Origin of the sequence: Moraxella bovis (assembly GCF_025985205.1) — a bacterium.
Taxonomy (GTDB): domain Bacteria; phylum Pseudomonadota; class Gammaproteobacteria; order Pseudomonadales; family Moraxellaceae; genus Moraxella; species Moraxella bovis.
Genome location: NZ_CP087840.1, coordinates 1,355,517 through 1,377,989, shown reverse-complemented (window position 1 = coordinate 1,377,989; position 22,473 = coordinate 1,355,517). Strand labels below are relative to the sequence as shown.

Below are 22,473 nucleotides of genomic sequence, written 5' to 3'. Positions count from 1 at the left end.
TGCCCAATTCACTCATCACAACACAGTCCTACATCATAGCCATAGGCAAACTGCTCAGCAGTGATTTGGACAAAAGTATCAAAATCATGATGATATGCCAAAATACGCCCTTGTCGAAGATTGGGTTTTTTGTCAAATAAAGGGCGGACACGGCGATAATCTTTGGTATCTAAATGGCGTATTTGGGGGTTATTTGCCATATAATCATGCACATCTTGCAGGCGAGCATTGGGCGAGAAGCCAAAGACGTGATGAATGGCAGGTTCGGCAAGCACACGGTCAAAGGGGGATTTTGGTTCAGCATACACCACATCGGCAAGCTGACAGGCAAGTTCAATGGGTGTCAAATCCATGACTCCGCCCATAAGACAGCGGTCATCATGACATAGGGGTGGTAAATAATACATGTCCGTGATGGACGCACGCACCATGACGGACAAGGGCAGATTGGTCGAATGATAATCGGCACAAATGAGCGGTGAGTAGCGTGCCATGATGTTGGTCGGGGTTAGCTCTTCAAGGGCTTGCCAAAGCAGGGGGTTTGACGTCCACAGTAGCCCTTGCCATTGATGATGGGCGTGAATACGATTCAGTTGACTGGCGAGAATCAGAACGTGTGTGGCGGACGGCTTGGAGGTGGGTTCATCAAAACGCCAACAGGGCGTGTGCGTTTCGCCGTCCACATGACCGATGGCGTGATGGGTGAGGTTGCCGATGAGTTTGTCCGTCAGATGAGTGTGGCGGATAGGACGGTTAAGTAGATGAGAGAGTTGATAACCACACCAACGTTTTAGGGCAGGCATGAGATACTGCCCATAACTATCTGTTCATCACAGCGATAAGCGACTGCCGACTTGTCTCTGACGAATCGGATAGGGCTTCTAATAACAGGGCGGTTGCCATTGCTCCGCCACAGTTACCAATCACCAAATCAGGTCGCCTGCCTGTATCGCACAACGCCTGATAAATCCCCAAATAATAACCAAAGCGTCACCCCCCGCCTGCCATGAGTAGGGCTCGGCGATAAGGGAGTTTTGTAAGGGGCGGTGTGTTTGTGGTCATGGTTGGGTAGGAAGTTTGACCGCCAAAGACACGCTAAAAATGCCAAACTCATCAATTCGCATATCAATCCTTTTAAAGCCTGCCTGTGCAACCAATTGGTCGATTTCGGCTTGTGAGCGACATCGCATGACCCAATCTGTGCCTTGATGGCTGTTTAGGGTTTTGCCGATGAATTCTTGTTCGGGGTGCCACGGCTGATTGGTGTATAGCAGATAACCGCCGTCTGATAATTCTCGGTGCATACCACTTAGAGCGGTTTGGATAAGGGTGTTATCCGAGAACAACTCAAACAGCCCTGAGACGATGGCGATGTCGTTATCAGATGAGTGATAGCTGTCAGCACAAAAAGCGTCTTGCTGGCTGATGGTCGCTCGTGGTGACAGACCTTGTTTGACAGCTTTATCCTTCATGACGCTGACATTGTGTGAATCATAATCTCGTAGCGTGGCGGTCAGTGCGGGATATTTATGCAGAAGTTCAAACGCATAATAACCATTACCACTGGCGACGTCCAACAGTTTGATGGGCTGTTTGTCAGGGTGTGCGTTAAGGTGTTTGTCAATGGCAATCTCTGCCAATTCTAACAGATGAGCTTTGCGAATGCGAATGCCACGCCAACCGATGTTATTTAAATAAAAATTATCAATGAGCTTGCCCACACCGAACTTACCACGTGGTTCATTTTGATAAACCTTATCTAGCGACACGCCCGAATCAAAGCCGTGTGTTACCCCCGCTGATACTCCGTCACTGACATGTCCAAAGCGTTCTATCATAAATTTAGTCATGGCAAAACTGGGGTTAAAGCCTTTTGCCATGAGTGTATCGACTTTGTCTTTACTAAAACTTTGGGCGTGTGTGGTTGGGTTGTGGGCAGATGTCAAGTCCACAGTTTGGGGCGGGCTGGCAAAAAGCTCATCGGTAAACGCCAAACAGTCGGCAAAGACGTCTTGTTTATTGACTTCATGAAAAATGGCGTGAAAACTTTTGGGATAATACGCCCAACGCTTAATGGGCGAACGAATGCGGTCATAAAAGGTGCGTATCGCTTCTTTGTCCACGACATAATCCTGACCTGCACACAGTATCATGGTTGGTATGGTAATGGCACCTGCGTCATCGAGCAGGCGTACTCCTGTTTGTAGGGAGTCGATGAGCAGGTCGCGAGAGATACTTGATGAGATGAGTTTGTCAGCGTGGTATTGGCTTTGGGCTTCTTTGTCGTGTGTGAGCACTTGGGCTTTGACATAGCTTGACACACGAGACATGACTCCGAGTTTTTTGGCGACTTTGAGTGCTGGCAGGGCAAAGGGGACATACAGACGAATGGCAAGGGCAGGCGTGCCGAGTATCATGCCACGAATGTTGGGGGCGTAGTCATGTACATAGGCACTGGCAATGACCGCTCCCAAACTACTGGCGATGAGTACAATCTGCTCATCATTGGCGTGCGTTTGGGCTTTAATGACTTTTAAAAATTCATCTAAATCACGCACCAATTGCCCAAAGCTCTCGGCATGGTCTCGCTCACCGCCTGAACGTCCGTTGCCCCGTGCGTCCCATGCAAAGACTTGATAGCCTTGTTTGACGAAGGCATGAGCTATGTCGGTCAGCCTTTGTGAATGTTCATGCCCACGATGGAGCATGACGATGATTTTTAGGTCATCACGGTCGCCATCATGGTCATAGACATGCTCTGACTTGTCGGTGAGCCAGTATCGATAGAACATGGCCGTGCCGTCGTAGCTATTAAACGTGCTGTGATATTCATGAATATTTGCTGTGCTGATGGGTTGCATGATAAATCCTTATTAACTTTGTCGGTCTTGCAAAACTACTGTTGATTTGTGGAGCGATGGCAGATGATGGCTTGCCCACGATTGATGATGGTTTTGATAAGTAACAACTGGGCGATGACAAGAATTAGGCGTTCATAGCTTAGCTCTTTATCCAGCCCCTTTATCAGTCCAAATATCCCCAGTGCCAAGGCACGGTCGCTTTTTCCCAAGGGTCCATGATTGGCACGCTCGCCCGTGAGCAGGGTTGCCATGATGGCGGTTAGCTCTGTTGCTAGCGATAGGGCGGTGATGAAGACAAGATGGGCAGGGTGATTGGTGTGTGGCAATAGCCCCAAAAAGAGTGCGGTGTCTGAGACCATATCGCCACTTTCATTGAGCCATGCCCCGAGCGTACTGGCTTGTCCGTGTTCTTTTGCCATCATGCCATCGATGGCATTCATTGCCATGCGGACAAACAGCCCTGTGGGTAGTAGATACCAGTAAGCCTTATGGTGTTTTGCGTGACGGGCAATCAGATGAGCCGTGATAAGGCTTAATATCACCGTCGATAGGGTGATTTGATTGGCGGTGAAGCCTTGTTTGATCAGCGTGTTACTGATGGGGCGAAGTTTGTTTTGAAACGCAGTTTTTAATTGATAAACAGACATGATATGGCTACATCATAATATAACAGTGTTTTGTATTTTAACAAACTTTTAGAGCGTTGTGGAAATTATTTTATTTAACATAATCTATTTTTTAAATTTTATTTTAAAAAGAAAACTACACGTCAAATGAATCATTATATTTTTAACCATGGAGAATTGTTTTTTGCTTAATTTCAAAATCATCTCCTTGGCGTATGCAGTTTATAGCCAACAAAAAAGCCGTCCAAAGACAGCTTTTTAAAAATGCTTAAATCATTTTTCAACCCATTGACGGATTTTTTCACGTTCTTCGGGGGTAGCGTTGAGCCACAGTTGCATAAAGCCGTCTAGGTTGTCCTTGGGGGCGACCATGGTTGGAGCGGTGGGCTGCGTGGGGGTTTGGTTAAGGGCGGCGATGGCTTTTTGGTTGGCTCGGGTAGCATCGTCACGACCGAACAGTCCGCCAATGCTGTCGCCCAGTGTTGATAAAATGCCCGTGCGACTCTCTACGGTCTGCTCAGAAGCCAATACTTTGCCATTTTGGCTGATGGCAAGGGTAGGGGCTTTGGCGTATTCTTTGGCGTCACGGTAGTTGCTTGGCTGATTTGGCATGACCAGCTGATAAGTTTGGTTGTCCGCTAGGTCGGCGGTGATGGTAACGTTACCTGATTTTAGGTAATCATGCTCGCCACGAGGCAAGTCAAATAAGCGGTCATAGCGAGCAGTAATGACATGGCGACCAGCGTCAAGGGTAAGCTCACGTTTGAGTGGTTGCAAGGCTCCGTGTTTAATCTCTTGCCCGTTGATGGCGGTTACTTTAATATGCTCATCCACGTTCAGGCGTACCTCAGCAAAAGCAGGGGTGGCAAGTGCGAGAGCGAGCAGTAGGCTTAATTTTTTCATGGTATTTCCTATTGGGTGGGGTTGCAGAAAGTGAGAAAATGCTAATTATTTAAAATCGGTAAAACAAAATCAGCCATCCATGTCATCGATGTAGTCGCCCAGCTCCAAAAGTAGAGTTTCTTTATCGATGATTTTTTTGGTGTCTTCTAAGGTTTTTTTGCTCACGGGCGTGCGTGCCAATCGTGTGAGCAGGGGCGAGATACTGTCTAGCACACTCATCATGTCTGTGGCATTATAAGGACCATCGCTGACCAGATATTCAAAAATAACAGGGGGCAGTCGCCAGTTTTTACGTCTTAGAATGGACTTTAACATTGCCTCACGGTCGGCAGGGTTATCGCCATCGGGCAGTTTAAAGGCAGGGGCAAGCGACAGCCGTGTGAGCAGGTCGAGCAAGTTAATGTCCAGCTCACGGGCAGGGTCGTTAGCTAGGAACACAAGCTGTTTTTGTTCACGTCTGACTTCATTAATCAGATGAAACAGCCCCTCTTGCCATTCATGACTGCGTGCTACTGCCTCGACATCATCTAGTATCACAAGGTCGAACAGCTGTAAGCCTTGTAGGGCGGACGCGTCATCGCCCTCGCTCTCTATCATCTTGTCAAGCGATAGACTGATGGCGGTTTTGCCTGTTTTGGTGTATTCGTTATAAATGGCGAGAGCGAGATGGGATTTGCCAGAGCCTTTTTTACCATAAATAAAGATTTCAGGCAACTCGCCTTGGCAGAGCTTTTGGGTGGCGATGATGACTGCTTGATATCCCACGGACGTAAAATCCGAAAGCCGAGATTCCTCTTGTACGTCAAGGTCTAGGGCGGACTGAAAAAGGTCGGTCATGTAAGCTTGGTATCCCAAAGTTTGCTAGAATCGCTCAGTGGTTTTCAACTGATTTAAAAATGTGCTATATATATCAAATTTTTGACGGTTTTGCAAGTCATATCGCCCTAATGCTCAAAAATAATATCCTTGCCATCATGTTTGTCATGTACGCCAAATTTACCCACCAAGGTTTTGCTCGCTTCATTTAGCCCAAAAACTTCTACCGATACGCCTTTTTTGCGGTATTTCATGACGATTTTGTCAAGGGCGGATACGGCTGTTACGTCCCAAAAATGAGCATAAGTCAAATCAATGCTCACCGCCTCAGCAGGCTTATCAAAATCAAACTGAGCGACAAATCGGTCAGCACTGGCAAAAATACCCGCCCCACCACGCCATAGGCAAGCGTGGTCTCATCTGGCGCGGGTAAGGATTGTACCGACATAAGGCGACCGATTTTGTTGGCAAAAAACAAAGACGCAAGTAGCACGCCTGCTCCCACCCCAAGGGCTAAGTTGTGGGTATATAGCACGATGGCGACCGTGGCAATCATAACGATATTAAAGCCCAAGGGGTGCGTTTTTAGCTCTTTGACCGACTGCCAATTAAACGTGCCGATGGACACCATAATCATCACTGCCACCAGTGCTGGCATGGGAATGACACTTAATACATCGCTCAAAAATACGACCATGATGAGTAAAATCACACCCGCCAACAACGTGGATAGCCGTGTGCGACCGCCTGATTTGACGTTGATAACCGATTGCCCAATCATCGCACAGCCTGCCATGCCCCCAAACAATCCTGCTACGATGTTGGCGACCCCTTGCCCTTTGCATTCTTGGTTTTTGTCGCTTGTGGTGTCGGTCATCTCGTCCACGATGGTTGCCGTCATCAAGGATTCGAGCAGACCCACCGCCGATAGGCTAAGTGCATAAGGCAAAATAATCCACAGCGTATGCAAATTCAAGGGAATGTCAGGCAACAAAAACATAGGCAACGTATCGGGCAACTCGCCCATGTCGCCCACCGTCCGCACATCAAGTCCCATCATCACGCTGATGACGGTTAAGGCGACAATGGTAACAAGGGGCGATGGCAGGATTTTGCCAAGTTTGGGAACATAAGGAGAAGCATAAATAATCCTAAGCCCGAGTGCAATCAAAGCATAAGTTGTCATGCCACGCCCCAAAATCTCAGGCAGTTGTGCCATAAAAATCAGTATCGCCAACGCATTGACAAAGCCCACGACCACCGCACGGGCGACAAATTTCATAAGATACCCGACTTTTAAAAAGCCAAAGATGATTTGTATCACGCCTGTCAGTAGCGTGGCGGCGAGCATATATTCTAGCCCATGATTTTTGACAAGACTTGCCAAGACAAGTGCCATCGCTCCTGTGGCTGCCGAAATCATGGCAGGACGACCACCAAAAAAGCTAATCACCACCGCAATGCAAAAGGACGCATACAGCCCCATTTTTGGGTCAACCCCTGCAATGATGGAAAAGGCAATTGCTCTGGAATGAGAGCAAGGGCAACCACAAGCCCTGACAGCACATCGCCACGGACGTTTGAGAACCATTGGTCTTTGGTAAAGTGGTTAAAAATATTCATCAGTTAAGTCAGTACAGTGTCAAAAATCGCCTATTATAGCGTATCTGCCACCCAAACCCAAATAACCGCCCAAAAAAATAATGGCAAAGACAAACCCTGCCATTATTTATTTTTTAAAAATCGATAGTGGTTTAAAAACTTACCACAACGTCAGCTGTTTTTGCCCTTTATACCAATCACTCTCCAGATAAGCACAGTACGCATGATGAAACAGAACATTTAAAATCGCTGAGACGGGCAGGGCGATGAGCATACCAACAAAACCAAACAATGACGCTCCTGCCAATACCGAGAAAATCACCCATAATGGCGACAATCCAATTTTATCGCCAAGCAGTAGGGGCTGTAATACATAGCCTTCCATCGCTTGACCGACCATAAACGCCCCAATGATAAGACCGATATAAATGGGGTCAAAACCAAATTGGAACAGCCCCACGACAATCGCTACAATAATTCCTACACCAAAACCCAAATACGGCACAAAACTTGCCACGCCTGCTCCGATACCGATGAGCAGTCCGAATTTTAGTCCGATGAGTTGTAGTTGTATGGCATAAATCGCCCCAAGCAGTAACATGACACTAAGCTGGCCCTTGATAAAGTTCATGAGCGTGGTATCGCAGTCTTTGGCGATTTCTAGGGCTTTTTTCTGATGCGGTTTAGGCATGGCATGCAGCCATGTATTTAGACGTTTTTGCCAGCCGATGAGAAAATAAAACGTCAATATCGGCACCATTACTGCCATGCCAACATTATTTGCCACCATCATGCCCGAGTTTAGCACCTGCTTGATGAGCGACTGAGCATCCGCCACCTGATAATTTTTCTGGGCGTACTCAATAAGTGCATTTGAGATGACATCAACTTCAAGGGGCATGGGACGTCCGCCCATGTGCTGACTTATCCATGTTCTTGCTGTGGTGTTATACCACTCTACAAGCAAGGGTAGCGACTCCCACGCCAAAGTAATTTGTTGCCACAATACGGGCACAAACCACACAACCAACGCCCCCGTCAGTAGAATGCTGGCAAAATACACCACCACAATGGCAAGCATGCGATTCATGTAGCGAGCCAATCGTGTTACCAAAGGGTTTAGCATGTATGCCAAAATAAACGCCGCCACAAAAGGCAAAATCACCGCACGCATGAGATATAGGGCATACAGAAAAACCACCCAAAACAGCACAATCAGTATTCGGCGAAAAAAGGGGTCAAGGGTACGATGTCGCATGATAAAATAGCACAAAAAAGTGGACAAATATCCGCCTATTTTATGCTATTTTTGCCAAAAGAGTAAGTTATTTATGATAAATTTTGTAAAAATAATAAAATGAGTTTTTTAAAATATTTTTAAAAATTTATAGGTAAATAATTGACAAATACAAAAAATCCCTAAGTCAGGGGAGACTTAGGGGATAAACTGGAAAAACCAGTTAAAAATGGCGCAGCGGACGGGACTCGAACCCGCGACCCCCGGCGTGACAGGCCGGTATTCTAACCAACTGAACTACCGCTGCTAAGGTCGCTAATCTTTTTTACCATAAAAGATTTAAATGGTGGGCGGTAACGGATTCGAACCGCTGACCCTCTGCTTGTAAGGCAGACGCTCTACCAACTGAGCTAACCGCCCGAACTTGACTTACTTAACTGTTTTAATAAACAATTTGGTCTTGGTTCAGAAAGTATGCTACAAGGAAAACCGTTCGTGGTGAGCTTGTCGAACCATAACGGTTTTCCTACCCTTGGACAGGCTCAGGGCGAATGGAAAACCTAGTTCAGCATACTTTTTAGACTACAACCAACAATTCAAACCATGTTTATTTGTTATGTATGTCGTTCGTTGTGGTGCGTATTATATAGATTTTTTGGTGGGTGTCAAATAGTTTTTGCAAAAAATTTTAAAATTTTTTTATAAGTATTTGATTTTTATTAAATTAAAATCTATAAAATTTGCTTGTTAAGCCAATGCCTTGATGATGTCATCTTCCAAACTCTCAGGCTTGGTGGTGGGGGCGTAGCGGTCTAGCACCTTGCCATGACGACCGACCAAAAATTTGGTGAAGTTCCACTTGATTGCATCAATCAAAATTCCGCCTTGCTCACGTTTTAAAAACTCAAAAATCGGGTGAGCGTTGTCGCCATTGACATCAACCTTGCTCATCATCAAAAAGTCCACGCCATAATTGACTTGGCAAAAATTAGCGATGCCATTTTCGTCATTAGGCTCTTGTCCGCCAAACTGATTGCAAGGAAAACCGATGACAACCAAGCCTTTGTCGTGGTATTTTGTGTGTAATTCTTGCAAGCCTGCAAGCTGTGGTGTAAATCCGCATTTGCTTGCGGTATTGACAATCAGTAGCACTTTACCGTTAAAATCGGCAAAATTAACGACATTGCCACGAATGTCGGTGGCGGTAAAGGTATAGATGGTTGTCATGATTTATCCTAAATTATTGATAATTATCAAAAATTATTCATTTTCAAGATGAATGGACGCCGAGTTAATGCAATATCTCATGCCTGTGGTCTCCCTTGGTCCATCTGGGAAAACGTGCCCCAAATGCCCGCCACAGTTGGTGCAAGTCACTTCAATGCGTCTCATGCCATGCGATAAATCCAGCGTTTCGGTCAGGGCGGTGTCGTTGATTGTCTTGTCAAAACTTGGCCAGCCACAGCCTGAGTGAAATTTGCTACTACTGTCAAACAGCCTGGCGTGACAGCCCTTGCAATGATACACGCCTGCCTCGAATACGTCCGTATAAATGCCCGTAAAAGGACGCTCTGTTCCCTTTTGGCGTAGGACGTAGTATTCATCGGGGCTTAGGCGGTTTTGCCAGTCGTGTTCGCTCATGTGGGCGATGTCGTTGGCGGTGAGTGCGTGAGATGATGACATGATTTTCTTCCAAAATACTTGCAAATAATGGTAAGTGTATCATAAAAAGACCGTAGAACAAATTGCTTTTTGTAACGGCAACAAGTATCATAAGAGCATGACTGATGATATTTGGGGTGAATAATGATATGGTCTTGCATGGTAAGTCTAATGGTGGCATTTGCAATCAGCGCCAGTATTTCTAAACAAAAAACAACCAAAGTAGAGATGTATTTGGTGCTGGCAATCACCCTAATCTCATTGTTTGTTTATGTGTTGGTTGCCAGTTTCTTTTGGGGATTTTCATGGTTGGTAGCGATACTGGCTGGGCTGTGTACGGCTTTATTGCTCACCAATCGCTACTATGAACTGTCTGGATTGTGAGGCTTAAACCACCCAATACGCCCCACCCAAAAATTTTCTTGCAAAATTAGCCAATTGGGCGTATGATAACTGCAACTTTTACTTGCAATGACCGCCATAACCACCAATACCCACTTACCAAATACGCCCACCACGCAGGGTGAACGCCTAAAACAGCTTAGAAAATCCTTAGGATTATCCGCCCAAGCCCTAGCCGATAAGCTAAACGCCCACGGTGCGTCCGTCAGTCGTGGAGCGATTGCCAATTGGGAATGCGACAAAAATGGTATCACAAGTAGCAAGCTCCCCATAGTCGCCCAAGTGCTAGGCACGACCGAAAATTATCTTTTGACAGGTAATGTGTCGACGAATCCAACCGTCAATAATGCCAGTCAAGAGATTGATTTACAAGATAATCTATCAAATTTACACAACCATTCTTATAAGGTAGCCCCCATGAAAGCCCTAAAAAAATCTGCCAAACTTTCTAACGTCTGCTATGACATTCGTGGCGAACTTTTGCAAACCGCCAACCGCATGGAAGCCGAAGGTCAGCGTATTATTAAGCTTAATATTGGCAATCCTGAACCGTTTGGACTGTTGCCCCCTGATGAGATTGTGCAAGACGTGGCGATGAACTTGCAAAATGCGTCTGGATACTCCGATTCTAAGGGGATTTTTTCGGCTCGTAAGGCGATTTTGCAATATTATCAAGCCAAAGGACTGCTGTCAGCGACCGATGTCAACGATGTGTATATCGGCAATGGCGTGTCGGAACTTATCGTCATGACCTTGCAATGTCTGCTTGATGACGGCGATGAAGTGCTTATTCCCATGCCTGACTATCCGCTGTGGACAGCGTCCGCCAACCTAGCAGGGGGCAGGGCGGTGCATTATCGCTGTGTGGAAGAAGACAACTGGCATCCTGATTTGGCGGATATTGAGAGTAAAATCACCGACAAAACCAAAGCCATTGTCATCATCAATCCCAACAACCCCACAGGGGCGTTGTATAGCAAGGAAATCTTAGAGCAGATTGCTGATTTGGCGGTAAAATACGGCTTGGTTATCATGGCGGACGAGATTTATGACCGTATTTTGTATGATAATGCTGTGCATACGCCCATGTGTACGATTACCGATAAGACGCTGGTTTTGACCTTTAATGGCTTGTCAAAATCGCACCGCATTGCAGGCTATCGCTCAGGCTGGATCATGTTGTCGGGCAAAAAAGACCATGCTGGCGACTTTATAGAAGGCTTGACCATGCTCGCCAGTATGCGACTGTGTGCCAACGTGCCTGCTCAGTACGCCATACAGACGGCAATGGGTGGTTATCAGTCCATGCAGGAGCTGACCGCACCGACAGGACGACTGTACAAACAGCGTGAGATGGCGTTCTCTCGCCTAAATGCTATTAAGGGTATTAGCTGCACCAAACCGCAAGGGGCGTTTTATTGCTTTGCTAAGATTGATAGAGAGGTTTATCCCATTGAAAATGATATGAATTTTATGATGGATTTGCTTATCCAAGAAAAGGTGCTGATGGTGCAAGGCACGGGCTTTAATTGGGATAAGCCCGACCATTTTAGGGTCGTATTTTTGCCCAATTTGATAGATTTGGAAGATGCGATGGATAGATTGGATAGATTTTTTGCCAATAAGCGTAAGGAGTTTGGCACGGAATAAGGTAGGGTATTTGCAAAAACAAAGGACGATTGATGTCGCCCTTTTTTTGATGTGTTTTTTTGCAAGTTTTAACCAATAATCCCAAAAAACTGCAATAAAAACAATCCTGCAAATCCCGCCAAAAAAGCAATGCCAAGCAGGGCATAAATATTCATTTTTGGGGTGAGTAGGTTTTCAGATTTTGCTAACGAGTAGTTAAGGTAGGCAAAAATCGGAGCGGAGACAAAGGAGCTAATCATCGCAAATTTAAGTAGGCTTGCCATTTGTCCTGCAAACACATTAATCAAGATAAATCCACCAATGACCATAGCGGTCGTCCAACGCATGACGTATTTTTCGGTAAGCTCGGTCGTACCTGTTTTGATGAGCGACAGACTCTCGGCATTGGTACGCCCATAGCCGTCTGCACTCGTGATGACCGTGCCAAACATGCACAAAAAAGCGATGAATGCCACGAGAATTTTTGACCAACTACCGATTGTTTCTGTATACATTTGTACAAGCTGACCGATGTAAGCACCGCCTTTGGTGGCAATCTCTTCGCCTGTGCCGTATTGCACAAACACGCCAAGCGTCAAGAAAAATAATGCCAAAATCGCCGATGTAAAATAGCCCACGTTAAAATCTACCACGCCTTGAAACTGGCTTGTGCGGTCGGTGCGGATTTTTTTGGCAGTCCACACAGATGTAATGACCGAAAATTCAAGTGGAGCAGGCATCCAACCCATAAGAGCGATGATAAAGCCCAAAGACGCCAAGTTCCAAGGCGACATCGACACAAAATCAGGAGCGACTTCTTTTGGCGACATACCTGCGATGATGACCGCCAAAATGGTGGCAACCGTCAATGCCAGAATAATCCACTTTGAGATATTGTCCAAAACCTTATAATGCCCTGCAATGAGTAGCCCCCATGAGACGGTCATTACAATGATGGACAGGATAAGTGGATTTAGCTCAAAAGGCAAAATAAAGCCCAAAATGGTCGCACAGAGCAGGGCGACTGCCCCTGTGGTAATCACGCCTGAGACGACAGATAAGCCAAAAAACGCCCAAAGGTAGGCTTTGGATTTTTTGGCGTAACCCGCCACGAGACTGTCGCCTGTTTTGTAGGCGTATTCTGTGCCAAAGCGGTAAAAAGGGTACTTAAAAAAGTTGGCAAGCACGATCATAATGGCAAGTTGCCAACCGTACAACGCCCCAGCTTGGGTGGATGATACAAGGTGCGAACCGCCAATGGCGGCAGATGCCATTAAAATGCCAGGCCCGAAGGCTTTCCAAGTGAGTTTTTGTGTTTGTGCATTGGTTTGTGGCGATATGCTTTGTTCGGCTGTTGTCATGTTTATTCTCAAATAAAAAATCTATAAATCAACAGAGATGAAAAATATGGGTAAATAAGATAACATGCTTTTTTTAAAATAAAAAGTGAAGGATTTTTAAGATAGGTTGAATAATAATGATGGCGTTTGAGAACTTTCTTCCAATAAAATTTTTCCCAATATGGTTGGATCAATGCAATAGAATGAAAAAATTTTGCACATCTATCACAAATCAAAAATTTCAAATAAACATCAAGTAAAATCAGATACTTGTATTCAAAACATATGTAGAATCTGTCAAAATGTCTAGACAAATTTGCAAAATTTTTTTATAATCGCAGTCCCACCCACACATTTTTAGGGATAATAATGAACATCGATTTTGACAACTTAGCTCGCCTTATCAAGCTGACCGAGACCGCTCAAATTCACTCGCTAGAAATTCAAGACGGCACTCAAACCATCAAACTGACCAAATACCCATCCGATACACCAGTTGCCCCCATTGGACAAACCGCTCCTGTGCCAACAGTTAGCACAGCCCCCACCAGAGCCACCCAAACCCCCAACAATCCAAGTGCTAAGCACACCATCACATCGCCCATGCTGGGGACGTTTTATCGCAAATCCGCCCCAGATAGCCCGAATTTTGTGGAAGCAGGCGACACCATCAAAGCAGGCGACACCTTGTGTATTGTAGAAGTGATGAAAATCATGCACGAGGTCAAGGCGGACAGCGATGGTGTGGTGGCTGAGATTTTGGTGGAAGAAGGCGACATGGTGGAATATGATGCACCATTATTTGTCATCAATAATAAATAGACAATAAGGACAGTCCATGAACCCAACCCCCTTTAAAAAAATTCTCATTGCCAACCGTGGTGAGATTGCCCTAAGAATTATCCGTGCTTGCCGTGAGCTTGGTATCAAATCGGTGCTTGTACATTCTACCGCCGACAAGGACAGCTTGCCCGCTCGTCTTGCCGATGAGACGGTGTGCATTGGCAGTCATCTGCCCAAAGACAGCTATCTCAATCAGCGTGCCATCGTATCGGCAGCCGAGCTGATGGAAGTGGACGCCATTCACCCTGGTTATGGATTTTTGAGTGAAAACGCCGATTTTGCCGAATTTGTTAGCGAGCAGGGGTTTGTATTTATTGGCCCTACCGCCCAAAATATCCGCATGATGGGCGACAAAGTTGCCGCCAAAAACACCATGATAGCATCAGGCGTACCGTGCGTGCCAGGCTCTGATGGGGCGTTGCCCGATGATAACAAACAAATCATCAAAATCGCCCAAGATGTGGGACTGCCTGTCATCATCAAAGCCACTGGCGGTGGCGGTGGTCGTGGTATGAGAGTTGTTGAGAGTATGGACGAGCTGTTGTCTGCGGTTGCCATGACCAAAAAAGAAGCAATGAGTGCCTTTGGCAATCCTGTGGTCTATATGGAGCGATACCTAAAAAACCCACGCCACATTGAAATTCAAGTCATCTCAGACACTCATGGCAATGCCATTCATCTGGGCGAGCGAGACTGCTCCATGCAACGCCGTCATCAAAAAGTCATCGAAGAAGCCCCTGCTCCCTTTATCAGCGATGATAAGCGTGCCAAAATCGGTCAAGCGTGTGTTAAGGCGTGCCTTGATATGGGCTATCGTGGGGTGGGAACGTTTGAATTTTTGTATGAAAATGGGGAATTTTTCTTTATTGAGATGAATACCCGCATTCAGGTAGAACATCCTGTTACCGAGCTTGTAACAGGCGTAAACCTTATCGCCGAACAAATCCGAGTGGCAGAAGGCTATCCCTTGCAATTTACCCAAGACGACATGCAGCTGACAGGACACGCCTTTGAATGCCGTATCAATGCCGAACATCCGTTCACACTCATGCCATCGGCAGGGACGGTAAGCTACTGCCATCTGCCTGCAGGCTATGGCACACGAGTGGATAGCCATCTTTATACGGGCTACAAAATCCCCGCCTATTATGACAGCTTGATTGGCAAGCTATGTATCCACGCACCGACAAGAGAGCTTGCCATCGCCAAGATGAAATCTGCCCTAACCGAGCTTGACATTCAAGGCGTACAGACCAACAAAGCCCTACATCAAGCAATGTTTGATGATGACAGCTTTATAAAAGGTGGTGTGAGCATTCATTACCTCACCCATTGGCTTGACAATTATCAAAACAATCAGCCCAATCACAAAAACTAGATAAATTTAGGCAACTTATGGACACAAACACCCAATGGATAAGCTCATCAGAAAGCACCTTTGTACTATTTTTGGGTGGGCAAATCAGCCTTGACAAACAAAAACTGTGCTGGGCATTGTCTCGCCATCTTGACACTTGCGCCGATTTGCCTGTAAGTGAGACGGTGGTCGGCATGAATGCCTTGACGATGTATTTGGATAAAGATGTACTTTATCAAAATCCAAGTAATCTTGCCATTTATCAAAAACTACTAAATGAAATTACCCATGACTTTGTTGGCTCATCGGGCAGTTTTGATGGCATAGATGGCAAGCACGTGGACATTCCTGTCATTTATGGCGGAGAATATGGGGTGGATTTGGCGGACAGTGCAAAAATGCTGGGCATGAGCATTGATGAGCTTGTGGCACGTCATACCGCACCGCTTTATACCGTGTATTTTATTGGCTTTCAGGCGGGTTTTCCCTATCTTGGGGGGCTGCCTGATGAGCTACACCTGCCACGCCACGCCAAACCTCGCACTAAAGTCCCACAAGGCTCGGTGGGTATTGGTGGGGCTCAGACGGGCATTTATCCTTTTGAATCGCCTGGGGGCTGGCAACTTTTGGGGCGGACGAACTTGCCACTTTTTGACAAAACACACAACTCCCCAACGCTACTGCAAGCTGGCGATACCTTGCGTTTTGTGGCAACGGACATTTTGGCATAAGGATAATTCATGTTAACAATCAATACATTATCCGCCCTTGCCAGCATTCAAGATTTAGGACGCATAGGCTATCTGGGGCTTGGCATTGGACGATGTGGGGCGATGGACGGCTTGTCCTTACAACTTGGCAATGCCTTACTTGGCAATGATACTCACTTGCCTGCCCTTGAAATCACGCTTGGCGGACTGACCGCTACATTTACCAAAGACACCACGTTTTGTCTGACGGGAGCAATTTTTGATGGCACACTTGATGACAGGCGTGTCATCGCAGGCTATCGTTATTTTGCCAAGCAGGGGCAAGTTTTGACCCTAAAACGCATGACAGATGGTATGCACGGCTATCTGTGTGTGCAAGGCGGATTTGATGTGGCACACGAGCTAGGCTCGGCAAGCACCGACATCAAGATACGCCTTGGCGGACTTGGTCGCTATGTGATGGCAGGCGATGGCTTGCCTTATCATACAGGGCGTGAGATGAAATCGATGGGCGTGGCAAATTTGTACCAATTTGGCAAATTGACCAACATTCACGTCATTAAAAGTAGCGAATATGACAAGATTGTCCAAGGGCGTGATGAATTTGGCGAACAAATATATACATTATCACCAAACAGCAACCGCATGGGCTATCGGCTAGATGGTACGCCATTAACCTTTGACAAAATCGAGATGAATTCGCACGGCGTGGACTTTGGCATGATACAAGTACCGCCCGATGGCAAGCCCATTGTCCTGATGGCAGATGCTCAGACCACAGGCGGTTATCCCAAGATTGGGGCGGTCATTGGGGCGGATTTGGGCAGATTGGCTCAGGTGCGGTTTGGTAATCAAATTCGCTTTATCTATGTGGACGCAGACACCGCCCTACAAAAGATGGCAACGTATCACACCCATCTACATCAAGTGGCAAGCATGGCAAAACGCTTTAGATAGGAGAGCATATGACAACGATTGATTTGAATGCGGACGTGGCAGAAGGATTTGAATTTGATGAAGCACTCATGCACATCATCAGCTCAGCAAACATCTGTGCAGGGCTACACGCAGGTGGGGCGGTGTGCATGGCACAAACGCTTGCCTTTGCCCGTGATAATGGCGTAAGCATTGGCATGCACCCAAGCTATGACGACCGTACCAACTTTGGGCGTACCAATCACAATCTATCTGCCGATGACGTGCGTTCTTTGTTGTTTTATCAGTTGGGGGCGACTGTGGCGGTCTGCCAAAATATGGGGCTTACCCCAAGCTACGTCAAGCCACATGGGGCATTGTACAACCAAGCCAGCACCGACCCCACCCTTGCCAAGACCATCGCCCAAGCGGTGTATGACTTTGACCCCAGCCTTGCACTCATGGGCTTGTCTGGCAGTCAGCTTATTCATGCAGGCAAACAGGCAGGCTTAAAGGTCATCTGTGAAGCCTTTGCCGATAGGCGTTATAATGCCGATGGTACGTTGGTTTCACGCACCGTGCCCAACGCTTTGATAGAAGACGACAACGAAGCCATCAATCAAGTGGTGCGTATGGTGCAAGACGGACAAGTGGTGGCGGTGGACGGTTTGGTCATCAATGTGCAAGTGGATAGCATTTGTTTGCATGGCGATGGCAAGCACGCCCTAGATTTTGCCCAAAAAATCAAACAAACCTTACTTGAAAAAGGCATTGGCATTGCACCCAAATACAACCCAAAACCTAGCATTTAATGCGTTTTGTAAGGGCAAATGTAACTCGCCCCTACAAAAGTATTTTTTAAAATGTAGCGTTGGTGTAAATTGAAGTTAATTTACCATAATTGCCCAATCATCAATAATTTACAATTTTAAGTTGAGATTGAAGCAAAACATCATTAATTGGTAATAAGGACATTTATGAAAAATTCTACCAAAAATTCTGCCATCTTAGGGGCGGCGTTCTTGATGGCAACATCGGCTGTTGGCCCAGGCTTTTTGATCCAAACCGCCACTTTTACCGAAAAACTAGGAGCAAGCTTTGGCTTTGTGATTTTGGTGTCCATCTTGATGGATATTGGCGTACAAATAAACGTCTGGCGAGTGATCGCCGTCTCAAAAATGAAAGCTCAAGAGATTGCCAACCTTGTCATGCCTAGCATGGGCTATGTCTTGGCAGGGCTTATCATCATGGGCGGACTTGCCTTTAATATTGGCAACATCGGCGGGGCAGGACTTGGCGTGCAGTCTATTTTTGGCATTGACCCCATCATTGGGGCGTTAGTGTCAGGTGTGATTGCCGTTGGGATTTTTTTAAGCAAAGAAGCTGGCTCATTGGTGGACAAATTCACCCAATTTATGGGCTTTGTGCTGATTGCTCTTATCATCTATGTGGTATTCAACACCAATCCGCCCTTTGGCGAAGCGGTCGCTCGCACTGTTGTTCCCGAAAAAATTGATGCGATGGCGATTGTTACCTTGGTTGGTGGTACGGTTGGGGGTTATATCACCTTTTCGGGGGCTCACAGATTGCTGGATGCTGGCATTACTGGCAAAGAAAATCTGTCTGTCGTCTCAAAAAGCTCCATTCAGGGCATTTTGGCAGCGTCCGTCATTCGGGTGTTCTTATTTTTGGCGTGCCTTGGCGTGGTTACCTCAGGCGTTGCCATGATGAAGGACAACCCTGCTCTTACGCCCTTTGTGCATGGGCTTGGCGACACAGGACGGATTATTTTTGGTATGGTGATTTGGGCAGCGTCCATCACATCGGTGATTGGCTGTGCTTATACATCGGTATCATTTTTGACCAATTTTCACGCAGGTATCGCCAAAAACAGCCGTTATTTTATCATCGGTTTTATTGCCATCTCAACGCTTATTTTTGCAACGATTGGCAGACCTGCCCAAGTGCTTGTGCTTGTGGGTACGCTAAACGGGCTTGTACTGCCGATTGCCCTTGTGGTTATTTTGCTTGCTGCCTATCGCAAAAACATCATTGGCGATTACAAGCACCCTGTCTGGATGGCAGGCTTTGGCTGGATTGTGGCGTTGGCAATGTCCATTCTTAGCGTGATGACAATTTATAAATATTTGGCAGGATAAATCATGAATTTTGAGATAATACAACGCCTTATCGCACTTGCCGAGACAAGCGAACTTGGGCAAATTGAAGTTACAGACGGCACAGAGCGTATCAAGGTAGTTAATACCACAAAGACTTCAATGCCAATAGCCCCAAAAACCATGAGCCTAGCCCCGCCTTTGGGCGATGATGCCAACAATGCCGATGAATCAGCCATCATAAAAGCGGCAAGTGTGGGCAAGTTCTGCCTTGATGGGATTGCCCTAACCACAGGCGATATCATCAAAGCTGGCGACACAGTGGGGGGCGTGCTTGCCCTTGGTGTACTCACCCCCATCATAGCCGATAAATCGGGAGTTTTGCATGACTACCTTGTCAAAGCTGGCGATAAAGTAGAATGGGGGCAGGCGGTGTTACGTTTAGCATGACTTCATTTGGTGATATTGATTGGCTGGGATGTTATTAAAAAGGCAATGAATACTCATCGCCTATACAAGCTTGAATTGTTAAAGTTTTAATTTAAAAAGAAATGACATTGAAAAGGGTAAATTTAAAACCCAGCTTTGACAAACATCAGTGCCACGCTGGATATTATCATGACAAACAAGGTTAGGCTAAACGCTTGATAAACCAAAGCCAATCCTTGTTTGACTTGGTAAAATTTGGGCGTTTTTATGCGAATGTTTTTAACACTGCTCTTATGGTAAAATACCACATTATTACCTGTGATGTCTTGTTTGATATGTAATAGCGACTGTCGAATGTCTTGATAAAGCATTTCTAATTGCTGACAAATGACAATAACGACTTGCAATAAATAGCAGATTAGTTGTATGATATAATTTCTTATGGGGCGTAAAGATTTTTTGCCCTGTGAATGTGCCACGTGCTGAGTGGCGTCATAATTAACCATGTCATAAGATGTACTCATCGCTAATCTCACTATCAAATACAAAAAAGGACGTCAGTTTAATGCTGTGGGACAAAACTGACGAATTATCTTGAAAGTATACAAAAATCGGCTAAAATTTTATTTGAATACTGTTACAAAAATCAAGATGATGATATAATAACACAAAATTTTTAAAAAACAAGCAATTTTATGAGCAAAAATGACCAAATCTTAAAAACTGTCCCAGGCCCCACGCCAAATAACAGTTTCAAAGACAAAGGGGCGAGCGAAAACTCTCATGGTGGTAAGCGAAAAGGGGCAGGGCGAAAGGCATCTGCCATCAAGACGGTCGTCAAACGGGTGCCGAGTATTTTGGTGCCGATGATAGATAAGATGACTGAGAACATGATGCAGACATTGGCAAATTCAGCGGTCATCAAAAGCCCTAATGTGCCACTTGATGCCATGATACCTGCCAATGATGACACAGATATGTCGGTGCTGATGAGTCTTGCCAAGGTGCCAGCAGGTTTGCCTGCTTATAACGACGGGCAAAGCGAAGAGATTAATCTTAATGACTATCTGGTCGGGCGTCAGAGTGATACGTTTGTGGTGCGATGTGGGGGCTATTCAATGTTGGATGCTGGCATTGATAAGGATGATTTGCTCATCATTGACCGCTCGGTAGAACCAAAGCATTTTGATATTGTGATGGCAGATTTGGGCAGTGAATTTACCATTAAACGCTTGCACAAGTTTAAAGATGGGCGACTGGAGCTACATTCAGAAAACGAAGCTGACCCACATCCCAATTTTAGTTTTAAAGATGGCGACCATATGATGGTTGTGGGCGTGGTCATGCACGTGATTAAGAGTTTGCGGTAAACACGCCTGCTTTTTTGAGTTAAACTCGTACATAATTAAAAATGTGCGAGTTTTGATATAGATAAAAAGCGTAAGATTTGATAAAAATAACAGCATGGAAATTTGAGTGAATCTATGCTATAATTAGTGATATTTTACTTCGCATAATAGTTATTATGTTAAATAGCAAACGCCCAACATGTAGGAATGATGATACATGTTGGGCGAAAGCTTGCTATTGTAACATAAAAGCGTTATGCGAAAAGCCTAGCCCATCTGCCTACCTGCCACCCAAAGCCCTTGTAGGCGGTTTTGTCCGATAAGATAAGACAAATCAGCAGGTCGGTCAATCTGCCACAACGCCACATCAGCATCCATCCCCACCGAAAGTTGCCCTTTGGTATCTTGTAGCCCTAAGGCTTTGGACGCATGGATGGTTGTCCCTGCCAAAGCTTCTTCGGGCGTTAAGCCAAACAGCGTACACGCCATGTTCATGGCAAGCAGTAAGCTTGTTGATGGTGATGTACCAGGGTTACAGTCGGTGGATACCGCCATTTTTACGCCATGTTGTCGCATGGCATCGATGGGAGGCAGTTTGGTTTCTTTTAGAACATAAAAGGCGGTCGGCAATAGCACGCCCACCGTACCATGCTTTGCCATCTTGACAATGCTGTCGGTGGACAGATATTCAATGTGGTCGGCAGACAAGCCATCAAACTCTGCTACAAGCCCCGCTCCGCCCATATCGCTCATCTGCTCGGCATGAAGCTTGACAGGCAATCCTAACGATCTGGCAACTTCAAAGAGCCTGCCCACTTGATGGGTGTCAAAAGCAATGGATTCACAAAACGCATCTACTGCGTCCACCAAATGCTCGCCATGCAACACTTTTAGCCACTCGCACGCCTGCTTAACATATTCGTCTGCCCTCCCCTGATATTCTGGCGGTAGAGCATGTAGGGCAAGGTAGGTTTTTTTGACGGTAACGCCAAAGTCATCGCCCAATTTTTTGGCAACTTTGAGCATTTTGCGTTCGTTATCTAAATCAAGCCCATAGCCCGACTTAATCTCAATCGTCCCCACGCCTTGACTTACAAGGCTTTCAAAACGTGGCAAACTAAGCTCGTACAATTCATCAAAATCCGCCTGTCTTGTGGCTTTCACGGTGGACAAGATCCCACCGCCCTGCTTGGCGATGTCTTTATAATCCACGCCATTTAGACGCATCTCAAATTCATTACTGCGATTACCGCCATAGACCACATGGGTGTGGCAGTCTATCAAAGCGGGGGTTAGCCAGCCTTGTTTGGCATCAATTATCTTGTCAGCAGTTGCCGTGCCAAGCTCGTCCATCGTGCCGACAAAGGCAATTTTGCCATCTTTGATGCCAACCGCACCGCCACGTATCGCCCCATAAGGGGTATCTTTGGTGTAGCCAAATGTCTCGCTCATGGTGGCGATGTTGGCGTTGGTGATTAAGGTGTCAAATTGCATGGTTTTTCCTTAAATATTAAATCAGCTTTAATCTCAACTTAAAATTACAAATGATTGATTATTGGGCAATTATTTTTTTGGTTGTAAGGGCTATTGATTCGCCCTTGATAAATCAATTACCCATATAAAGCTGAGAATAGAGTAGATTAATAGTCATCAATAAGTTTTAAGTTTAATATAA

Annotated in this window: 22 protein-coding genes, 2 tRNA genes and 1 pseudogene; 10 read left to right on the top strand and 15 right to left on the bottom strand. The window is 45.9% G+C overall.

What is annotated here, in order from left to right; translation table 11 throughout:
* Positions 1 to 8 precede the first annotated feature (8 nt).
* The 12 genes and pseudogenes from LP107_RS06715 to msrB form a co-directional block, all read right to left on the bottom strand.
* Complete coding sequence (locus LP107_RS06715) at positions 9 to 803, bottom strand: hypothetical protein (RefSeq protein ID WP_078274779.1); 795 nt, start codon at positions 801 to 803, stop codon at positions 9 to 11.
* 16 nt (positions 804 to 819) lie between these two features.
* Complete coding sequence (locus tag LP107_RS06710; RefSeq protein WP_158079686.1) at positions 820 to 975, bottom strand: hypothetical protein; 156 nt, start codon at positions 973 to 975, stop codon at positions 820 to 822.
* Between the two features lie 83 nt (positions 976 to 1,058).
* Complete coding sequence (locus tag LP107_RS06705) at positions 1,059 to 2,861, bottom strand: bifunctional alpha/beta hydrolase/class I SAM-dependent methyltransferase (protein ID WP_078274780.1); 1,803 nt, start codon at positions 2,859 to 2,861, stop codon at positions 1,059 to 1,061.
* Between the two features lie 35 nt (positions 2,862 to 2,896).
* Positions 2,897 to 3,508, bottom strand: a complete 612-nt coding sequence (locus tag LP107_RS06700; RefSeq protein ID WP_264676318.1) for a CDP-alcohol phosphatidyltransferase family protein — start codon at positions 3,506 to 3,508, stop codon at positions 2,897 to 2,899.
* Between the two features lie 252 nt (positions 3,509 to 3,760).
* Positions 3,761 to 4,390, bottom strand: coding sequence for a DUF2057 domain-containing protein (locus LP107_RS06695; protein ID WP_078274782.1), 630 nt, complete (start codon positions 4,388 to 4,390; stop codon positions 3,761 to 3,763).
* Between the two features lie 69 nt (positions 4,391 to 4,459).
* Entirely contained in the window at positions 4,460 to 5,227 is a 768-nt protein-coding gene (locus tag LP107_RS06690) for a DnaA ATPase domain-containing protein (RefSeq protein ID WP_078274783.1), read from the bottom strand.
* Positions 5,228 to 5,334: 107 nt separating this feature from the next.
* Positions 5,335 to 6,829 (bottom strand): annotated as a pseudogene (locus tag LP107_RS06685) (SulP family inorganic anion transporter).
* A gap of 139 nt (positions 6,830 to 6,968) precedes the next feature.
* Positions 6,969 to 8,066 carry an AI-2E family transporter gene (locus tag LP107_RS06680; RefSeq protein WP_264676319.1) on the bottom strand — a complete coding sequence of 366 codons (1,098 nt, stop codon included), beginning with the start codon at positions 8,064 to 8,066 and terminating at the stop codon, positions 6,969 to 6,971.
* A 209-nt stretch (positions 8,067 to 8,275) separates the two neighbouring features.
* Positions 8,276 to 8,352, bottom strand: a tRNA-Asp gene (locus LP107_RS06675).
* Between the two features lie 37 nt (positions 8,353 to 8,389).
* Positions 8,390 to 8,465 (bottom strand) — tRNA-Val (locus LP107_RS06670).
* A gap of 327 nt (positions 8,466 to 8,792) precedes the next feature.
* Entirely contained in the window at positions 8,793 to 9,272 is a 480-nt protein-coding gene (locus LP107_RS06665; protein ID WP_078274784.1) for a glutathione peroxidase, read from the bottom strand.
* Between the two features lie 33 nt (positions 9,273 to 9,305).
* The gene (msrB, locus tag LP107_RS06660; protein ID WP_078274785.1) at positions 9,306 to 9,728 is read right to left on the bottom strand and encodes a peptide-methionine (R)-S-oxide reductase MsrB; all 423 of its coding nucleotides are present in this window, start codon (positions 9,726 to 9,728) and stop codon (positions 9,306 to 9,308) included.
* Positions 9,729 to 9,866: 138 nt separating this feature from the next.
* On the opposite strand from msrB, the gene LP107_RS06655 reads away from it, so the two are divergent.
* Both LP107_RS06655 and LP107_RS06645 read left to right on the top strand, forming a co-directional pair.
* Entirely contained in the window at positions 9,867 to 10,091 is a 225-nt protein-coding gene (locus LP107_RS06655; RefSeq protein ID WP_147287371.1) for a hypothetical protein, read from the top strand.
* An 87-nt stretch (positions 10,092 to 10,178) separates the two neighbouring features.
* Positions 10,179 to 11,759: an aminotransferase class I/II-fold pyridoxal phosphate-dependent enzyme gene (locus LP107_RS06645; RefSeq protein ID WP_078274787.1), complete on the top strand. Its 1,581-nt coding sequence runs from the start codon at positions 10,179 to 10,181 to the stop codon at positions 11,757 to 11,759.
* Positions 11,760 to 11,827: 68 nt separating this feature from the next.
* On the opposite strand, the gene LP107_RS06640 is transcribed toward LP107_RS06645, so the two are convergent.
* A complete protein-coding gene (locus LP107_RS06640) occupies positions 11,828 to 13,099 on the bottom strand; it encodes an NRAMP family divalent metal transporter (RefSeq protein WP_245952322.1) in 1,272 nt (423 codons plus the stop codon).
* Between the two features lie 348 nt (positions 13,100 to 13,447).
* Here LP107_RS06640 and accB point away from each other — a divergent pair, with 348 nt between their 5' ends.
* From accB to LP107_RS06605, 7 genes are all read left to right on the top strand, one after another.
* Entirely contained in the window at positions 13,448 to 13,900 is a 453-nt protein-coding gene (gene accB, locus LP107_RS06635; RefSeq protein WP_078274789.1) for an acetyl-CoA carboxylase biotin carboxyl carrier protein, read from the top strand.
* A gap of 16 nt (positions 13,901 to 13,916) precedes the next feature.
* Positions 13,917 to 15,299: an acetyl-CoA carboxylase biotin carboxylase subunit gene (gene accC, locus LP107_RS06630; protein WP_264675858.1), complete on the top strand. Its 1,383-nt coding sequence runs from the start codon at positions 13,917 to 13,919 to the stop codon at positions 15,297 to 15,299.
* A gap of 17 nt (positions 15,300 to 15,316) precedes the next feature.
* Positions 15,317 to 16,009 (top strand): 5-oxoprolinase subunit PxpB, encoded by a 693-nt coding sequence (gene pxpB / locus LP107_RS06625; protein WP_078274791.1) that lies wholly within the window; start codon positions 15,317 to 15,319, stop codon positions 16,007 to 16,009.
* Between the two features lie 9 nt (positions 16,010 to 16,018).
* A complete protein-coding gene (locus LP107_RS06620; protein ID WP_112742275.1) occupies positions 16,019 to 16,945 on the top strand; it encodes a 5-oxoprolinase subunit C family protein in 927 nt (308 codons plus the stop codon).
* Between the two features lie 8 nt (positions 16,946 to 16,953).
* Complete coding sequence (pxpA, locus tag LP107_RS06615) at positions 16,954 to 17,715, top strand: 5-oxoprolinase subunit PxpA (protein ID WP_112742276.1); 762 nt, start codon at positions 16,954 to 16,956, stop codon at positions 17,713 to 17,715.
* A gap of 165 nt (positions 17,716 to 17,880) precedes the next feature.
* A complete protein-coding gene (locus tag LP107_RS06610; RefSeq protein ID WP_112742277.1) occupies positions 17,881 to 19,062 on the top strand; it encodes an NRAMP family divalent metal transporter in 1,182 nt (393 codons plus the stop codon).
* A 3-nt stretch (positions 19,063 to 19,065) separates the two neighbouring features.
* Complete coding sequence (locus LP107_RS06605) at positions 19,066 to 19,470, top strand: acetyl-CoA carboxylase biotin carboxyl carrier protein (protein ID WP_112742278.1); 405 nt, start codon at positions 19,066 to 19,068, stop codon at positions 19,468 to 19,470.
* A 122-nt stretch (positions 19,471 to 19,592) separates the two neighbouring features.
* On the opposite strand, the gene LP107_RS06600 is transcribed toward LP107_RS06605, so the two are convergent.
* Positions 19,593 to 19,973: a hypothetical protein gene (locus LP107_RS06600; protein ID WP_078274795.1), complete on the bottom strand. Its 381-nt coding sequence runs from the start codon at positions 19,971 to 19,973 to the stop codon at positions 19,593 to 19,595.
* A gap of 171 nt (positions 19,974 to 20,144) precedes the next feature.
* On the opposite strand from LP107_RS06600, the gene LP107_RS06595 reads away from it, so the two are divergent.
* Entirely contained in the window at positions 20,145 to 20,819 is a 675-nt protein-coding gene (locus LP107_RS06595; protein WP_264675859.1) for a LexA family protein, read from the top strand.
* A 246-nt stretch (positions 20,820 to 21,065) separates the two neighbouring features.
* On the opposite strand, the gene hutI is transcribed toward LP107_RS06595, so the two are convergent.
* Positions 21,066 to 22,292 carry an imidazolonepropionase gene (gene hutI, locus LP107_RS06590; protein ID WP_112742287.1) on the bottom strand — a complete coding sequence of 409 codons (1,227 nt, stop codon included), beginning with the start codon at positions 22,290 to 22,292 and terminating at the stop codon, positions 21,066 to 21,068.
* Between the last annotated feature and the right edge of the window lie 181 nt (positions 22,293 to 22,473).

What these genes read in the sequence shown, in the direction of transcription:
- LP107_RS06715 (WP_078274779.1), bottom strand. Translation starts at nt 803, where the DNA reads ATGCCTGCCCTAAAACGTTGGTGTGGTTATCAACTCTCTCATCTACTT.
- LP107_RS06705 (WP_078274780.1), bottom strand. Translation starts at nt 2,861, where the DNA reads ATGCAACCCATCAGCACAGCAAATATTCATGAATATCACAGCACGTTT.
- LP107_RS06700 (WP_264676318.1), bottom strand. Translation starts at nt 3,508, where the DNA reads ATGTCTGTTTATCAATTAAAAACTGCGTTTCAAAACAAACTTCGCCCC.
- LP107_RS06695 (WP_078274782.1), bottom strand. Translation starts at nt 4,390, where the DNA reads ATGAAAAAATTAAGCCTACTGCTCGCTCTCGCACTTGCCACCCCTGCT.
- LP107_RS06690 (WP_078274783.1), bottom strand. Translation starts at nt 5,227, where the DNA reads ATGACCGACCTTTTTCAGTCCGCCCTAGACCTTGACGTACAAGAGGAA.
- LP107_RS06680 (WP_264676319.1), bottom strand. Translation starts at nt 8,066, where the DNA reads ATGCGACATCGTACCCTTGACCCCTTTTTTCGCCGAATACTGATTGTG.
- LP107_RS06665 (WP_078274784.1), bottom strand. Translation starts at nt 9,272, where the DNA reads ATGACAACCATCTATACCTTTACCGCCACCGACATTCGTGGCAATGTC.
- msrB (WP_078274785.1), bottom strand. Translation starts at nt 9,728, where the DNA reads ATGTCATCATCTCACGCACTCACCGCCAACGACATCGCCCACATGAGC.
- LP107_RS06655 (WP_147287371.1), top strand. Translation starts at nt 9,867, where the DNA reads ATGGTAAGTCTAATGGTGGCATTTGCAATCAGCGCCAGTATTTCTAAA.
- LP107_RS06645 (WP_078274787.1), top strand. Translation starts at nt 10,179, where the DNA reads ATGACCGCCATAACCACCAATACCCACTTACCAAATACGCCCACCACG.
- LP107_RS06640 (WP_245952322.1), bottom strand. Translation starts at nt 13,099, where the DNA reads ATGACAACAGCCGAACAAAGCATATCGCCACAAACCAATGCACAAACA.
- accB (WP_078274789.1), top strand. Translation starts at nt 13,448, where the DNA reads ATGAACATCGATTTTGACAACTTAGCTCGCCTTATCAAGCTGACCGAG.
- accC (WP_264675858.1), top strand. Translation starts at nt 13,917, where the DNA reads ATGAACCCAACCCCCTTTAAAAAAATTCTCATTGCCAACCGTGGTGAG.
- pxpB (WP_078274791.1), top strand. Translation starts at nt 15,317, where the DNA reads ATGGACACAAACACCCAATGGATAAGCTCATCAGAAAGCACCTTTGTA.
- LP107_RS06620 (WP_112742275.1), top strand. Translation starts at nt 16,019, where the DNA reads ATGTTAACAATCAATACATTATCCGCCCTTGCCAGCATTCAAGATTTA.
- pxpA (WP_112742276.1), top strand. Translation starts at nt 16,954, where the DNA reads ATGACAACGATTGATTTGAATGCGGACGTGGCAGAAGGATTTGAATTT.
- LP107_RS06610 (WP_112742277.1), top strand. Translation starts at nt 17,881, where the DNA reads ATGAAAAATTCTACCAAAAATTCTGCCATCTTAGGGGCGGCGTTCTTG.
- LP107_RS06605 (WP_112742278.1), top strand. Translation starts at nt 19,066, where the DNA reads ATGAATTTTGAGATAATACAACGCCTTATCGCACTTGCCGAGACAAGC.
- LP107_RS06600 (WP_078274795.1), bottom strand. Translation starts at nt 19,973, where the DNA reads ATGAGTACATCTTATGACATGGTTAATTATGACGCCACTCAGCACGTG.
- LP107_RS06595 (WP_264675859.1), top strand. Translation starts at nt 20,145, where the DNA reads ATGAGCAAAAATGACCAAATCTTAAAAACTGTCCCAGGCCCCACGCCA.
- hutI (WP_112742287.1), bottom strand. Translation starts at nt 22,292, where the DNA reads ATGCAATTTGACACCTTAATCACCAACGCCAACATCGCCACCATGAGC.